Source organism: Amycolatopsis sp. Poz14, assembly GCF_006704225.1.
Classification (GTDB): domain Bacteria; phylum Actinomycetota; class Actinomycetes; order Mycobacteriales; family Pseudonocardiaceae; genus Amycolatopsis; species Amycolatopsis nivea.
Window position 1 is genome coordinate 3563466 of sequence record NZ_JACLHD010000001.1, and the last position, 16099, is coordinate 3579564.

Below are 16099 nucleotides of genomic sequence, written 5' to 3' on the forward strand. Positions count from 1 at the left end.
TGGCTGAGGGCAAGATCACGAGTGCGGTTCGACCTGATTGAGGCGTCGTGATGGCGAGTGGCGGCGGGGTGCTTCTGAACGGGCGGGAGTGCCGACTCGGCGCAATGCCTTGCCGGAGCCGTCGGATGCGCTTCGACCGCGTCCAGCAAAGGTATGGGCCGGCTGATTTCCGGCCTTCGGCCGGGCCTGGCCAGGGATTCCCCTGACCAGGCCGTTTGTGCCCCCGGCAGGACTCGAACCTGCGACCTAGAGATTAGAAGGCTCTTGCTCTATCCAGCTGAGCTACGAGGGCCCGGGTGGCTGACAGCTGCTGACCTCCAGCATGGGCAGCTTAGTCATCGCCAATCTCTCGATCGTTCGACACCGTCGAATCGTTTCAGCTTCCGTTCGTCGGATTTGCGGGTCTTCGGGGGCGGAATGCCACAGCGTGCGACGGTTCCGGTACGCACTGCGCGGGGGAGCGGCCCGCTGCTGCGGCTGGACTGGGGTTTGTGCAGCTTGCGCACCTGGATCTCCTGAGCGGGGCGGCGGGACGGGGGTCGGGGGCGGGCGGTGCGGCTGGGCAGACTGTGGCGATCTTGTGATGTAAGGCGTCTGACCCGGGCGGGGGCGATTGGGCGGTTCGGCGGTTGCGGTCGGTCTCCAGGGTGTTCGAGCGGGGCTGGACCACCTCGGCCCGGCAGGCGGGGCGCGCACGAACTCGGACATCACGTCCGCGCACGTCAGGTCGGTGTGCGAGCTCCTGCCGTCAGGTTCCGCGCGGGGATGCTGGCGTCAAGTCGGAGCGCGAACGTTGCTGCCAGGTCCGGGCGACAGGCGGGTCCTGCTGAGAGCAGCGGCAGCCGCAGAGCACAGCAGACCTGCACCCGAACGGCACCGAACCTCCTGGGCCGCGGTGGAGGACAGGGAGCCTCGCCTCCCGCCCCCGGGTCGGGGGCCGGGAGCGGGAGGCGAGGGGCCCGTGGGCGCGATGGTTCCGGGCTGCGCGCCCACGGGCCTGGGGCCGCTCGGGGGTGCGGCCCCCGGGGCAGGCGGCACTAAGGCTGCGAGTCGACTCGGCCTGGAGCGGCCTCGTTCGCCTGGCCCGGTCTCGGGAGGGCGGGGCCTATTCCCACACTTTCAGGGCACGCACCGCGAACGGGGACTGCGGGACGTACGTGCCACCGCCCGGATAGGTGATGAAATCGCCTTCCGTCGAACAGTCCGCTCCTTGGTAGATGGTGACGTCGCGGGTCATCCGGTTGACGAAGGAATGGCCTTGGAATCCCTCGGGCAGGGGAATGCAATCACCCGGATTTGCCGTGCGCAGGTCATAACTCTGCACGCCGCCCGAATAGGTTTCGGTGTCCCACAGGCAGAACTCGCCCGCACCGCAGGCGGGAGCGGGCGGAACGGCCGGGGCGGCTTGGGCCAGGCCGGAAGTGGTCAGGAGACCGGCGGTGACCAGCAGCAATACCCCGGGCAGGCGGGACGCGGCGGCGGGCCGGGAGCGGCGGCCGGGGAACGGCAGGGACGGCAGCAGACGGCGGAACATCGTGGGAACTCCCCCTCAATCGAAGCGATGCCGGGCGAAGGAGCCGGCGGGTATCCCGGGAATCCGGGCATGTCTCCACCTTGGCGGGTTCCCCGCGATTTGTCTGCCCGCATTCCTGCGTCTGTGGACAAGTAGTTTCGCGTCACCCGGACGAGACCTAGTTGTCCACAGATCGCCGAGCGGTCTTGCTAAATCGCGGCCGTGCTTTCCCGGACGGCCAGCGAGACGGGGAGTTCGACAGGTGGCGGAACCGGGGCGGCGGCGAGGAGATCCACCACCAGTTCTCCAGCCACCCGGCCCTTGCCTGCCAGGTCTTGCCGCACGGTGGTGAGGGGTGGTTCAGACCACGCGGCTTGCGGGGTGTCGTCGAAGCCGACGATCGAGACGTCGGCAGGCACCCGCAGGCCCAGCCGGTGGGCGGCGGCGATCGCGGCGAAGGCCAGCTGGTCGGACATGCACAGCAAGGCCGTCGGACGCTCCGAAGCGGTGAGCAGGTCCGTCGCGGCGGCGCGGGCGGTCGAGGCGGAGAGCCACGGGGCTTCGGTGATGGTGACGTCGGTGATTCCGGCGGCGGCCAGCGTGTCGAGGTATCCGGCGAGACGTTCGCGGGTGCCGTGGAAAGGGCTGGTCACCGCGGAAAGACGCGGGGCGGCCAGGATTCCGAAGCGGCGATGGCCGAGCTCCACTAAATGGCGGGCGGCCAACGAAGCGCCGCCGCGGTCGTCGCAGCCGACTCGGGCCGTGTCGGGGAGGGGCGGCTGGTCGATGACCACCAGCGGCAAACCCCGGGTCCGCACGGCTTCCAGCGCGGGAGTGCCGTCGGCGAGGGAGTACGCCACGGCGATATCCGCTTGTGCGGCCAGCACTCGCGACGCGGGCGGGCCTTCCTGGGCCTCGCGGCCGGGCAGCAGCAACAGCGCGTTCCCGGTGGGTTCCACGGTTTTCGCGAGCGCGTCCAGGGTGATCGACAGCGCGGGGTCGGAGAAGGCCGCCGACAGCGACGAATCCAGCAGGAAAGCGATCGCGCCGGTGCGGCTCGTGGCGAGGCTGCGGGCGGTCGGGTTCGGGCCGGGGTAACCGAGTTCACCCGCCACCCGCAGAATCTGCTCCCGCAACTGCGCCGACAGCTGGTCAGGCCGGTTGTAGGCGTTCGACACAGTGGCGCGCGACACCCCGACCGCCTCCGCGACGTCGTCCAGCGTCGGGCGGCGGCGACGGCTGCTGGTCATCGGCGGAGCATAGAGGAAAGCGTTGCCGTGCACCGGATTCCGTCCGGCAACCCGCCTCGACCAGCGCAAACACCGCAAGCGAGCGTTCCGGCGCGAAACCCGGCGAGCGTCCCGCCCCGCGCACCGCCGCGTGCGCGACCGGCCTACTCTCGTACCGTGAGCTCGGAACCTGTGACGAAACCCGCCCCGAACCGCGGCCGCAAGACGAGCGTGCTCCCGCTGCTTTCGGTCGGAGTCGTGCTCGGCGCGGTCGTCGCGGTCGGGCTCGTCGCGCTCACCGGCGGCGCGGGCTACGTCATCGCCGGGCTGCCGGACCCGGGGCTCGTCACCCGTTATGGCGTCACGGTCGTCCGAGTGCTCGCCGAAGCGGCGTCGGTCGTGTGCGTCGGCGGGCTGCTGCTGGCCGCTTTCCTCGTGCCGCCCCAGAAATCCGGCACGCTCGCGCCCGAGGGGTACGCCGCGGTCCGCACCGCCGGGATCGCCGCGTGGGTATGGTTCGCCGCCTCGATCCTGTCCGTCGCCTTCACTGCCGCGGACAGCGCGGGCAAGCCGTTCGGCGACGTCCTGTCCCCGGACACCCTGCTGAGCCTCGTCGGCGCGATCGAACAGCCCAAGGCGTGGCTGTGGACGGCGCTGATCGCGATCCTGCTCGCCCTCGGCTGCCGCCTGGTGCTCAGCTGGGGCTGGACGGCGGTGCTGTTCTTCCTGTCCGTCGCCGGGCTCGTCCCGGTCGCGGTCACCGGGCACTCGGCCAGCGGCGGCTCGCACGACCTGGCCACCAACAGCCTCCTGTTCCACCTCGTCGCGGCCGCGCTGTGGGTCGGCGGGCTGCTCGCCGTGCTCGCGCTCGGCTGGCGCCGCGGCAGGAACCTCAGCCTCGCCGCGCAGCGGTTCTCCAAGCTCGCGCTGGTCTGCTGGGTCGTGATGGCGGTGTCCGGCATCGTCAACGCGCTGGTCCGGATCAACCTCGGCGACCTCTTCACCACCGACTACGGCCTGCTCGTCGTCGCCAAGATCGTCGCGCTGCTGCTGCTCGGCGTCTTCGGCCAGCAGCAGCGCAGCCGCGGCGTCGCGAACCTCGTCGACGGCAAGGGCGGCAGCCAGTTGCTGCGGCTCGCCGCCGTCGAGGTGCTGATCATGTTCGTCACCATCGGCATCGCGTCCGGTCTCGCCCGCACGCCGCCGCCGGCCGACGCGGTCACCCAGCCGGGCACCGTCGAACTCCTCATCGGCTACGACCTCCAGGGCCCGCCGACGTTCTGGCGGCTGCTCACCGACTGGCGCTTCGACCTGATCTACGGCACCCTCGCGATCGTTCTCGCCGGGCTCTACCTGGCCGGCGTGCGGCGGCTGCGCAAGCGCGGCGACACCTGGCCGGTCGGCCGGACCGTCGCATGGCTCGCCGGCTGCCTCGTGATCCTGCTGGCCACCTCGTCGGGCATCGGCCGGTACGCGCCCGCGATGTTCAGCGTGCACATGGGCACGCACATGCTGATGTCGATGGTCGCGCCGGTCCTGCTGGTGCTCGGCGGCCCGGTCACGCTCGCCCTGCGCGCGCTCCCGCCGGCCGGCCGCGAAGCCCCTCCCGGCCCGCGCGAATGGCTCCTGGCCGCTGTGCATTCGCCGGTTTCGCGGTTCCTGACCAACCCGATCGTCGCCCTGCTGCTCTTCGTCGGGTCCTTTTACGCGCTGTACTTCTCCGGCCTCTTCGACAGCGCGCTCAACTACCACTGGGCGCACCTGGCGATGAACGCGCACTTCCTGCTCGTCGGCTACGTCTTCTACTGGCCGGTGATCGGCGTCGACCCTTCGCCGCGGCGGCTGCCGCCGATCGGGAAGCTCGGGATGATGTTCGGCGCCATGCCGTTCCACGCGTTCTTCGGCGTGATCCTGATGAACATGCAGACCGTGATCGGCCGCGAGTTCTACACGGCGCTGAAGCTGCCGTGGGTCGGCGACCTGCTGACCGACCAGCGCCTCGGCGGCGGCATCGCGTGGGCTTCGGGCGAGGTGCCGGTGCTGCTCGTGCTGATCGCGCTGCTGGTGCAGTGGGCCCGCCAGGACGAGCGCGAGGCGAAGCGGCGCGACCGGCGCGAGGAGACCACCGGCGGCGAAGAACTCGCCGCCTACAACGCGATGCTGAAGAACCTCGCCGAGGGCAAACGGGCGGAATGACTCCCCGGATTTGATATCGCCGGAGTGAGGACGACCTGACCCTCGGTAGCGCGGTGGTAACCGCCGTCAGGCCGCCGGAGGAGCCACTCTACGATCGGTGGCATGGCCGAGTTCATCTACACCATGAAGAAGGTGCGCAAGACCGTCGGGGACAAGGTGATCCTCGACGACGTGAGCACCGCGTTCTACCCCGGAGCCAAGATCGGCGTCGTGGGCCCGAACGGCGCCGGCAAGTCGACCGTTCTCAAGATCATGGCGGGGATCGAGCAGGCCAGCAACGGCGAGGCTTTCCTGCAGCCGGGCGCGAGCGTCGGCATCCTCATGCAGGAGCCGGAGCTGAACGAGGAGAAGACCGTCCGGCAGAACGTCGAGGAGGGCCTCGGCGAGACCAAGCAGAAGCTCGACCGCTACAACGAGATCGCCGAGCTGATGGCGACCGACTACAGCGACGCGCTGATGGAGGAGATGGGCCAGCTCCAGGAGGAGCTGGACCACGCCGACGCGTGGGAGCTCGACTCGACCGTCGAGCAGGCGATGGACGCGCTGCGCTGCCCGCCGCCGGACGAGCCGGTCACCCACCTCTCCGGCGGCGAGCGCCGCCGCGTCGCGCTGTGCAAGCTGCTGCTCTCCGCGCCCGACCTGCTGCTGCTCGACGAGCCCACCAACCACCTGGACGCCGAAAGCGTGCTCTGGCTGGAGCAGTTCCTGGCCACCTACAAGGGCGCCGTCCTCGCCGTCACCCACGACCGGTACTTCCTGGACAACGTCGCCGAGTGGATCATGGAGCTCGACCGCGGCCGCGTCGTCGGCTACGAGGGCAACTACTCCACCTACCTGGAGAAGAAGCGCGAGCGGCTCGAGGTCCAGGGCAAGAAGGACGCCAAGCTGGCCAAGCGGCTCAAGAGCGAGCTGGAATGGGTGCGGTCCAACGCCAAGGCGCGCCAGACCAAGTCCCGTTCGCGGCTCGACCGCTACGAGGAGATGGCCGCGGAGGCGGACAAGCACCGCAAGCTCGACTTCGAGGAGATCCAGATCCCGCCGGGCCCGCGGCTGGGCAGCGTCGTGGTCGAGGTCGAGAAGCTGCGCAAGGGCTTCGACGACCGGGTGCTCATCGACGGGCTCTCGTTCGACCTGCCGCGCAACGGCATCGTCGGCGTGATCGGCCCGAACGGCGTCGGCAAGACCACGCTGTTCAAGACCATCGTCGGGCTCGAGGAGCCGGACGGCGGCACGGTCAAGATCGGCGAGACGGTCAAACTGTCCTATGTGGACCAGAGCCGCGGCGGGATCGACCCGAAGAAGACCGTGTGGGAGGTCGTGTCGGACAAGCTCGACTACATCCACGTCGGGCAGACCGAAATGCCCTCGCGCGCTTACGTGAGCGCGTTCGGCTTCAAGGGCCCGGACCAGCAGAAGCCGGCCGGCGTGCTGTCCGGCGGCGAGCGCAACCGGCTCAACCTCGCGCTGACGCTCAAAGAGGGCGGGAACCTGATCCTGCTGGACGAGCCGACGAACGACCTGGACGTCGAAACGCTGGGCTCGCTGGAGAACGCGCTCGAGCAGTTCCCCGGCTGCGCCGTCGTGATCTCCCACGACCGGTGGTTCCTCGACCGGGTCGCGACGCACATCCTCGCCTGGGAAGGCACCGACGAGGACCCGGCGAAGTGGTTCTGGTTCGAGGGCAACTTCGAGGGCTACGAGAAGAACAAGGTCGAGCGCCTCGGCGCCGAAGCGGCTCGTCCGCACCGGGTCACCCACCGCAAGTTGAAGCGCGACTGACCGGCGCGGGGGTCCCGAGTGGAAACCAGCAGGCACAACCGGCCCAGCCCGTCCGCGACCGCGGACGGGCGGCCCGCCGTTGCCAGTGGCGGGACCCTCGCCGACCTCGGTCGGCTCATCGACCGGGCGGAATCGCTCCGCTTCCGGGCGCCCGAGCTTTCGCTGGTCCTCGGCGAACGCTCGGCCGCGCTCGCGGAGGCGGCGGGCGCGGACGGGCACTGGATCCGGGCGGAAGCGCTCGTGGTGTCCGCTCGCGTGCGGACCGGGGCGCGGACGTCCACGGTCGGCCGCGCGGTCGCGGCTTTGCGCGCGGCCGAGCACGCCGGGTACGCCACGACGGCGGCGCGGCTGCGCGTCGACCTCGCGGTGTGCTCGCGCAGCCTCGGCGTTCCGCTGATGGGGCTGGCCGCGCTGCGGCCGGTGCTGTCCGAGGACGTGCCGCCGTCGCTGCGCGCGGAAGCGCTGTGCCATCTCGTCGGGTGCCTCGCCCCGTTCGGCCGGAAGGCGGAACTGGACCGCGTGCTCGTCGAGGCGGACCGGCTGCTGGTGGCCGACGATTCGCTCGACGCGGACGACCGGCTGCTGATGCGGGCGTTGCTGCGCAACGGGACCGCGGCGCACCGGCGCCGGCACGGCGACCTCACCGCGGCCGCGGACGCCGCGCGGACCGGGCTCGGGTTCCTGGAGAAGATGGACCGGCCCGGCGACGACGGCGGTCTCGTCCGGATCCGGCTCGTGCTGCAGCTGGTCAGCACGCTGCTCGACCGCGGCGACGCGGACATGGCTTACGACATCGCCGAACCCGTGCTGCGGGAGCCGGTCCGGGCCGCCGGGGTCGCGCCCGCGGCGTGGCTGCGGCTGGCGGTGGCGACGCGCATTCACCTGCCTTCCGGCGCCGGTGACGCCGCTGCCGAGCTGGTGGGGGAGGCCGTCGCGGCCACCGACCGGCACGGGCTCGCGGCGGTCACCGCGCGGCTGTGGCTGGAGCTGGCGCAGATCGAGGAACGGTTCGGCAGCGCGGAAGAGGCGATCGGATGCCTGCACCGCGCGCGGGCCGCGGAACACGTGCACGCGCGGGCCCGGCGCCAGGCGTGCGGGCTGATCGCGGGCGAGCTGGGCGCCGAGTCGGTCGCGTCGATGGACCTCGACGACGTCCTCGCCGCGTCCGCCCCGCGCGACGGCCGCCCGGTGTCGATGGAGGTCGAGCCGAGGGTCGCGGCCGAGGAGACCTCGGTGATGCCGGCGATCCGAGACGTCCCCGCCGAGCGGCCGGACCCGGTCGCGGCTCCGCTGCCGGTCGTTCCCGCGCAGGTCGAGGTTCCTGTGGCACCGGTTTCGGCCGCGGCGTGGGTCGAGGCGGGGGAGAAGAAGCCGGCGTGGTCGTTCCGGCGGGCCGCGGCGGAGACGGAGGTCGAGCAGACCTCGGTGCTCCCGGCGATCCGGGAAGAGGCCGAGGAGGCTCCGCGGACCGGCGGACGGCGGCGGGCCGAGGACCGCAAGTCGCCGGTGCTGCCGGGATGGGCGCGGCCGTTCGGGCGGAAGAGCGCCGACGCGCCCGCGCCGCGGAAGCGGGCGGCTGCGGAGCCGGTCGGCCGGACGGAGGCTTCGCGAGCGGCGTCGGGACGTCCGGCGCAGGTCGCCGAGAGCGCGGCGGAGAGCGCTGGGGCACGGGCTGCCGAGGTCGCTGAGGCCGCGTCGGGTCGTCGCCGGGCGGAGACGGCGCAGCCTGCCGAGGAGACCGCGGTGCGCTGGCCGGAGAAGCCGCCTGCCGCGCGTCGGTCGGCGGAGGACGCGCCCGCTCGTCGGGAAGAGAAGACGAAGTCCGAGGAGCCGGTGCGGGCGGCTGCTGAAACGCGGCCCGAGACTCCTCGGCGCGCGGCGGAAGCGCAGGCTCCGGCCGAGGAGGCGCCGCGGTTCTCGCTGCGGATGCCGGATCTGTCGGACATCCTGCCGGAGCTACCGCTCGCCCCGGCTCCCGCGGACGAGCCCGCCGCGCCGTTGTGGGAAAGCGCCGAGTGGGCCAAGGAGGAAGCGGCCCGCCGCGACACCCGAGGCCGCAAGACCCGGCACGACGCCGAACACGGCTCGGTCGCCGCGAAGTCCGTGCTGGACCGGCTGGGCATCACCGCGAGCGGCGGTGGCGGCGGACGGCGCCGGGCCGACGAGCCCGGACGTCCCGAATCCGCCGCGGCGGAACCGGACACCGCGGCGAAGGACAAGCCGGAGCTGGCCCCCGCGCCGCGGCCGGAGGAGCCGGAGCCTGCCGAGGAGCCCTGGCTGCCGCGGCTGCGGATGCCGCCGGCGCTGGACCCGCTGTCCGACATCGACGCGTGGACGCCGTCGGAGCAGCCGTTCCCGGAGGGCTACGCGCGAGCCATCGCGGAGGACGAACCGCCGCCGGACGCCGGACTCGCCGAACTGCTCGCCCGCGCCCTCGCCGAGCACCAGGCGGGCACCGCGAGCGCGGCCGCGCTGGTGAAACGCCTCGGCCCGAACGACGAGCCGAACCCGATCAACGGCCGCGCGACCGCGGACCGCCACCGCAACAACGGCGACTGACGCGCGCCGGAAAGTTCTTGCACCGCACGGGAAACGCTGGCCCGGCCGGGCAGATTCCGCAGCGGGACAGCGATTCACGCGGACGCGACCTCGAGTGGTCCGTGAAGGACTCCTTGAGGGAATCAGATTCCCCCAAGGAGTCCTTCACGGACCACTGCGGGAGGGCAGCCTGCTGGCGGAAAACCTCGCCGACGCGGAGAATCCCGCGGCTCCGGCATCGAGAGGTACGTGAGGGCCACCCTCACGTACCTCGGCGGCACCACTCCGCGCCGGACCGGAAGATCGTCCCGTTTTCCGCGCTGCGCCAAGCGATTTTCCCACTCACTGGTTGAACACGCCGCGACGAAGCAGCACAAGCCGCCCGGCCCGCCGATCTGCGGACACCTCGCGGGCGCCTCATCCTGAAACCCCGGCTCCCTCCGCAGCAACGGAAGAATTAGCCCGTACGGGTGGGAATTCTCGCAGGGGAGGGACGCAACCTTTTCCGTTCCCGCCGCGGGCGATACGGGCACTGAACCGATCCCGAAGCGGCCGCCGCGGCCGCGAAACCGGCGCTCCGGCCTCGTGCCAAGCCTTTTGCCGGAAACCGCCCGTGCCGAACCCGCCGGTAGCTGAACCGATCCCGCGCGAGCGCGGCGCCGGGGACCCCTGAAACGAACCTTAAGTCTTTCCCCGCCGCGCACAGGGGCGTCTCCGGGCGGATTAGGGTGAGGGATGTCCGGCACGTTGTGGTGACGGACGCATCTCGGTCTCGCATACTGGAGAGTTGCTCAATGAGCTCGACGGGAGTTTCGTCCCCGCCCGATGTCGGCACCGAAGCCGGCGCCGCCCGCCGCACGACAGCCAGCCCGGAGCAGATCCGGGACGAGCTGATCGACACCGCCGCGGCGCAGGCGCCGGAGATCGCGGACCTGATCCGCTTGTACTACCGGCACATCCCGGCCGACGAGATCGTCGGCGACGATCCGGTAGCGCTCGTCGGCGCGGTGCGTTCGCACCTGCAGCTGGCGAAACAGCGCATGCCCGGGCGCCCGGCGGTCCGGCTGCTGAACCCGACCACCGCCGAGGACGGCTGGACGCGCGACGCGACCGTCGTGCAGGTCGTCACCGACGACATGCCCTACCTCGTGGACAGCGTCACCGCGGAGTTCGCCCGCGACGGCGTGCAGGTGCAGCGCATCGTGCACCCGATCGTCGTGGTGAGCCGCGGCCTGACCGGCGAGCTGGAGGGCCTGCACCTCGACGCCGACCCGGCCGATCCGCCGGCTGGCGCGTCCGCGGAATCGTGGATGCTGGTGGAGATCGACCTCGTCACCGACCCGCAGCGGGCGCGCGAGCTGGACAACCGGCTGACGTCGGTGCTCGGCGACGTGCGCGAGGTCGTCGAGGACGCCGAGAAGATGGCGCAGACGGCCTGCTCGCTCGCGGAAACGCTGGAGCAGCACCCGCCGAAGCTGCCCAGCGACGACGAGGTCACCGAGGGCGCGCGCCTGCTGCGCTGGCTCGCCGACGGCCACTTCACCTTCCTCGGCTACCGCAAGTACGAGCTGGTCGACAGCCCGCAGCCGGACAGCGACGAGCCCGCCCTGCGCGCGGTTCTCGCGTCCGGGCTGGGCGTGCTGCGCCAGGACAGCCTCGCCGCGCGCAGCCTCACCGCGGGCCCGGACAGCTCGGTCGACGCGCTCGCGCCGTCGCTGCTCGTGCTCACCCAGGCCAGCGCGCCGAGCACGGTGCACCGTCCGGTTTATCCGTATTACGTCGGCGTGAAGACGTTCGACGAGCACGGCAAGGTCTCCGGCGAGCACCGCTTCCTCGGCATGTTCACCACCACCGCGCTGCACGAGAACGTGCTCGACATCCCGGTGGTCGGCCAGCGCGTGCGCGAGGTGATCCACCGCGCCGGGTTCCCGATGGAGTCGTTCTCCGGCCAGCGGATGCTGGAGGTCCTGCAGAACTGGCCGCGCGCGGACCTGTTCTCCGCGGACACCGATTCGCTCTTCTACACCACCACCGGCGCGATCACCCTGTCCGACCGCCGCCGGCTGCGGCTGTTCCTGCGCCGCGACCCGTACGGCCGCTTCTACTCCTGCCTCGTCTACCTCCCGCGCGACCGCTACACCACGCGCTCGCGGCTGGCGATGCAGGAAGTGCTGCTGGAAGAACTCGAAGGCACGCAGCTGGAGTACAGCGCGCGCGTCGGCGAAACGCTGCTGGCGCAGGTGCACTTCATGGTGCACACCGACCCGTCGAACGCCCTCGAACCGGACACGCTGCGGATCCAGGAACGCCTGAACACCGTTGTCCGCAGCTGGGACGACCGGCTGGTCGAGGCGATCATCGCCGAACGGCGCGAGCGCGTCGGCGACGGCGGCCCGATCGGGATGATGGGCGAGGAGTCCGCGGTCGACCGGGGCCAGCGCTTCGGCGCGGTGTTCCCCGAGGCGTACAAGGAAGACTTCACCGCCGAGGACGCGCTGGCCGACCTGGCCAAGCTCGACACCCTCGCGGACGAGGGCGACCTCGCGCTGTCGTTCTACCTGCCCGCCGACGCCGAACCCGGCGAGCGGCGGTTCAAGCTCTACCTGCGCGGCGAGGGCGTCACCTTGTCCAAGGTGCTGCCGGTGCTGCAGGCGATGGGCGTCGAGGTGGTGGACGAGCGGCCGTACGAGCTGTTCCGCGAGGACGGCGGGGCCAGCTGGATCTACGACTTCGGCCTGCGCGTCGACAAGAAGGGCCTCGAAGAAGCCGACGAGGCGGCGGCGGTCGAGGTGCGCGAGCGGTTCCAGGACGCGTTCCACGCGGCGTGGCGCGGCGACGCCGAGGTCGACGGCCTCAACGGGCTCGTCCTGCGCGCCGGGCTCACCTGGCGCCAGGCCGCGGTGCTGCGGGCGTACTCGCGTTACCTGCAGCAGGCGCGCAGCCCGTTCTCCCAGTCCTACATCCAGAACACGGTCGTCAAGCACACCGAGGTCGCGACGAAACTGGTGCGGCTCTTCGAAACCCGCTGCGACCCGCAACTGTCCGATGTGGACCGGAAGACGCACGAGGAATCGCTGACCGCCGAGATCTCCTCGATGGTCGACGAGGTCACGAGCCTCGACGAGGACCGGATCCTGCGCCGGATGCTCGCGGTCATCAACGCGACCCTGCGCACGAACTACCACGTGCGCGACGCCGACGGGAACCCGCGGCCGTACCTGGCGCTCAAGCTCGACCCGAGCGGCGTGCCGGAGCTGCCCGAGCCGCACCCGAAGTACGAGATCTTCGTGTACTCGCCGCGCGTCGAGGGCGTGCACCTGCGGTTCGGCGAGGTCGCCCGCGGCGGCCTGCGCTGGTCGGACCGGCAGGAGGACTTCCGCACCGAGATCCTGGGCCTGGTCAAGGCACAGGCGGTGAAGAACGCGGTGATCGTGCCGGTCGGCGCGAAGGGCGGCTTCGTGGTGAAGCGCCCGCCGCGGCCCACCGGCGACGCCGGGGTCGACCGCGACGCCCAGCTCGCCGAGGGCATTTCCTGCTACCGGATGTTCATCTCCGGCCTGCTGGACCTCACCGACAACCGCGTCGAGGGCGAGACCGTGCCCGCGCCGAACGTGGTGCGCCACGACGCCGACGACAGCTACCTGGTCGTCGCGGCGGACAAGGGCACCGCGAAGTTCTCCGACATCGCCAACGAAGTCTCGGCGCAGTACGGCTTCTGGCTCGGCGACGCGTTCGCCTCCGGCGGTTCGGTCGGCTACGACCACAAGGCCATGGGCATCACCGCCAAGGGCGCGTGGGAAAGCGTGAAGCGGCACTTCCGCGAGCTGGGCAAGGACACCCAGACCGAGGACTTCACGGTCGTCGGCATCGGCGACATGATGGGCGACGTCTTCGGCAACGGGATGCTGCTGTCCGAGCACATCCGGCTGGTCGCGGCGTTCAACCACATGCACGTCTTCCTCGACCCGAACCCGGACGCCGCGTCGTCGTACGCGGAGCGGCGGCGGCTGTTCGACCTGCCGCGCAGTTCCTGGGACGACTACGACCGTTCGCTGATCAGCGAGGGCGGCGGGATCTACCCCCGGTCGGCCAAGACCATCCCGATCACCCCGCAGGTCCGCGAGGCGCTCGGCCTCGACGAGGGCGTCACGAAGCTCGCGCCGATGGACCTGATCCAGGCGATCCTGCTGGCCCCGGTCGAACTGCTGTGGAACGGCGGCATCGGCACCTACGTCAAGGCCGAGAGCGAAAGCCAGGCCGCGGCGGGCGACAAGGCCAACGACGCGATCCGCGTCAACGGCAACCAGCTGCGCGTGAAGGTCGTCGGCGAGGGCGGCAACCTGGGCCTGACCCAGCTCGGCCGCATCGAATTCGCCCGCACCGGCGGCAAGATCAACACCGACGCGCTCGACAACTCGGCCGGCGTCGACTGCTCCGACCACGAAGTCAACATCAAGATCCTGCTGGACCACCTGGTGGCCGGCGGCGAGCTGGAGCACGCGCGGCGCAACGAGCTGCTCGGCGAGATGACCGACGAGGTCGGCTCGCTCGTGCTCGCGGACAACTACCGGCAGAACGCGGTGCTCGGCGTCAGCCGGGCGCACGCCGGGCCGATGGTGTCGGTGCACGCGCGGCAGGTGTCCGCGCTGGTCGCGAAGGGCGCGTTCGACCGCAAGCTGGAGGCGCTGCCGACCCCGTCGCAGTTCCGCGCGCTGGAGAAGGCGGGCGAGGGCCTGACCTCGCCGGAGCTGGCGACGCTGCTCGCGCACGTGAAGCTCGACCTCAAGGACGAGCTGCTCGCCTCCGACCTGCCCGAGTCCGAGGTGTTCACCCGCAGGCTGCCGGAGTACTTCCCGGCCCCGCTGCGGGAGCGGTTCGCCGCGGCGATCGCGCAGCACCCGCTGCGCCGCCAGATCATCACCACGCTCATCACCAACGAGCTGGTCGACGGCGGCGGCATCTCGTTCGTCTACCGCCTGATGGAGGAGATGAACGCGACCGCCACCGACGCGGTGCGCGCGTACGCGGTGGTCACGCACGTCTACGACCTGCCGAAGCTGTGGGCCGAGATCGACGCGCTGGACAACGTGGTGCCGACCGAAGTCGCGGACGGGATGGTGCTGGAGACGCGGCGGCTGCTCGACCGGGCCGCGCGCTGGTTCCTCACCAACCGCCCGCAGCCGCTCGCGCCGCTGGCCGAGATCAACCGGTTCGGCCCGGTGCTCGCAGAACTCGGCCCGAAGCTCGGCGAGCTGCTGCGCGGACGCGAGCTGGAGTCGGTGGAGCAGGACGCGGCCGCGCTGGTCGACCAGGGCGTGCCCGCCGATCTCGCCCGCCGGGTGGCGCTGCTGCTGCACAGCTACGGCCTGCTCGACGTGGTCGAGGTGGCGGAGCTGGCCGAGCAGCAGGTCGGGCTCGACGCGACGCACACCCCGGCGGACACCGCCGAGCTGTACTACGCGCTGTCGGACCACCTGGACATCGACAAGATGCTCACCGAGATCAGCGCGCTGGAACGCGGCAACCGCTGGCACGCCCTCGCCCGGCTCTCGCTGCGCGACGACGTGTACGGTTCCCTGCGCGCGATCGCACTCGACGCACTGCGGCACAGCGACCAGGACCTGTCCGTCGACGAGCAGATCGAGCAATGGGAGAAGGCCAACGCGTCGCGGCTTTCGCGGGCGCGCGTGGCGCTGGACGAGATCACCCGTTCCGGGCGGCTCGACCTCGCGACGCTGTCCGTGGCCGCGCGCCAGATCCGGAGCACGGTGCGGTGACATTCGTTTCCCACGTCCAGCCGCGATGGTCGGACATGGACGTGTACGGGCACGTCAACCACGCGAACGTGGTGACGCTGCTCGAAGAGGCCCGGGTGCCCGTGCTGTTCGGCGAAGCCGAGCGCGCGGGGCTCACCGAACTGCCGAAGGGCGTCGTGGTCGTGAAGCTCGGGGTGCATTACCGCGCGCCGATCGTCGCGGCGCCCGGCCGCTCGGTGCGCGTGGAGATCACGCTCACCGAGCTGAAGGCCTCGACGGTGACGCTCGGGTACGTCGTGCGGACCGGTCCGGACGCGACCGATCCGGTCGCGGTCACCGCCGAGACCGTGCTGGCCCCGTACGACACGGCCAACCTCCGGCCGCGCCGGCTCAGCGACGAGGAATCCGAATTCCTCAAGCGGGTGCTGGCCGATGCCTGAGCTGCGGATTCCCGATCCGGGCGACCGGGAGACGCTCAGCGCGTTCGTGGCCCGCGCGGTGCGGCTGGACGGCACGACCGCCGTCCGGCTGCGCCGCCGGGGCGACGACGTCGTCGAGGCGTGGACGGCCACGCCGTTCGAGGTCCTCGCGACCCGCGCGGTGGCGGGGACGGTGACGCCCGCGGACGTCACGGTGTCCGGCAACGAACTGCTCGCGGCGCTCGCCGTCGCGGGCGGCGAGGTGATGGACCCGGGCCCGGCGCGCGACCTGCTGTGGCACGCCGAACTGCCGGTGTCCGACCGGTGGCAGAAGGTCGACGAGCTGCCGGTCGACGTGGTGTCGGACCTGGCCGACCGCGGCGTCGCGCTCGCGCGCGACAACGCCGGGCCGCACGGCACGCCGCCCGCCTCGCTGATGGACCAGGCGGTGCTGACCGTCACCGGGGGAGACCTCGAGGTCAAGGTCCAGATGCGGTGCCTGTTCGCGCTGTCCGGGATGGGGCTGTTCGATTCGTCGATCGACGGCGACGTGGTTCGGGTGACCGCGACTGATTCGTGGCTGCGCCTCGACGCCCGTTACGGTGCGGTGCTGAAGCGGCGCCAAGCGTTGCTGCCGCTGCTGTTCTGACGATTCTGCTGGCGGGAGCC

At 71.3% G+C, this 16099-nt stretch carries 8 protein-coding genes and 1 tRNA gene; 6 read left to right on the plus strand and 3 right to left on the minus strand.

Translation table 11 applies throughout. The features are described from left to right. Window positions 1-218 precede the first annotated feature (218 nt). The 3 genes from FKO37_RS17140 to FKO37_RS17150 form a co-directional block, all read right to left on the minus strand. Window positions 219-292, minus strand: a tRNA-Arg gene (locus tag FKO37_RS17140). Between the two features lie 813 nt (window positions 293-1105). After that, window positions 1106-1534, minus strand: a complete 429-nt coding sequence (locus FKO37_RS17145; protein WP_205669918.1) for a peptidase inhibitor family I36 protein — start codon at window positions 1532-1534, stop codon at window positions 1106-1108. 188 nt (window positions 1535-1722) lie between these two features. Beyond that, window positions 1723-2763: a LacI family DNA-binding transcriptional regulator gene (locus tag FKO37_RS17150; RefSeq protein WP_238605037.1), complete on the minus strand. Its 1041-nt coding sequence runs from the start codon at window positions 2761-2763 to the stop codon at window positions 1723-1725. 156 nt (window positions 2764-2919) lie between these two features. Between FKO37_RS17150 and FKO37_RS17155 the strand changes: the two genes are divergently transcribed. The 6 genes from FKO37_RS17155 to FKO37_RS17180 all read left to right on the plus strand — a co-directional run bounded on the left by FKO37_RS17155 (window position 2920) and on the right by FKO37_RS17180 (window position 16079). Continuing rightward, window positions 2920-4938: a cytochrome c oxidase assembly protein gene (locus FKO37_RS17155; protein WP_051729016.1), complete on the plus strand. Its 2019-nt coding sequence runs from the start codon at window positions 2920-2922 to the stop codon at window positions 4936-4938. A gap of 102 nt (window positions 4939-5040) precedes the next feature. Beyond that, on the plus strand, window positions 5041-6717 hold the full coding sequence (ettA, locus tag FKO37_RS17160; protein WP_238605039.1) for an energy-dependent translational throttle protein EttA: 1677 nt from the start codon (window positions 5041-5043) through the stop codon (window positions 6715-6717). A gap of 18 nt (window positions 6718-6735) precedes the next feature. Next, a complete protein-coding gene (locus tag FKO37_RS17165) occupies window positions 6736-9276 on the plus strand; it encodes a hypothetical protein (RefSeq protein ID WP_238605041.1) in 2541 nt (846 codons plus the stop codon). A gap of 773 nt (window positions 9277-10049) precedes the next feature. Further along, a complete protein-coding gene (locus FKO37_RS17170) occupies window positions 10050-15032 on the plus strand; it encodes an NAD-glutamate dehydrogenase (RefSeq protein ID WP_134729560.1) in 4983 nt (1660 codons plus the stop codon). Then, a complete protein-coding gene (locus FKO37_RS17175; protein WP_037814068.1) occupies window positions 15029-15451 on the plus strand; it encodes a thioesterase family protein in 423 nt (140 codons plus the stop codon). Before FKO37_RS17170 ends, FKO37_RS17175 begins: the two co-directional genes overlap by 4 nt. After that, window positions 15444-16079 carry a hypothetical protein gene (locus FKO37_RS17180; protein ID WP_037814065.1) on the plus strand — a complete coding sequence of 212 codons (636 nt, stop codon included), beginning with the start codon at window positions 15444-15446 and terminating at the stop codon, window positions 16077-16079. The genes FKO37_RS17175 and FKO37_RS17180 overlap by 8 nt, the downstream gene beginning before the upstream one ends. Window positions 16080-16099: the final 20 nt, after the last annotated feature.

Bases quoted from the DNA above. Each gene is read 5' to 3' on its own strand.
- FKO37_RS17145 (WP_205669918.1), bottom strand. From the start codon at position 1,534: ATGTTCCGCCGTCTGCTGCCGTCCCTGCCGTTCCCCGGCCGCCGCTCC.
- FKO37_RS17150 (WP_238605037.1), bottom strand. From the start codon at position 2,763: ATGACCAGCAGCCGTCGCCGCCGCCCGACGCTGGACGACGTCGCGGAG.
- ettA (WP_238605039.1), top strand. From the start codon at position 5,041: ATGGCCGAGTTCATCTACACCATGAAGAAGGTGCGCAAGACCGTCGGG.
- FKO37_RS17170 (WP_134729560.1), top strand. From the start codon at position 10,050: ATGAGCTCGACGGGAGTTTCGTCCCCGCCCGATGTCGGCACCGAAGCC.
- FKO37_RS17180 (WP_037814065.1), top strand. From the start codon at position 15,444: ATGCCTGAGCTGCGGATTCCCGATCCGGGCGACCGGGAGACGCTCAGC.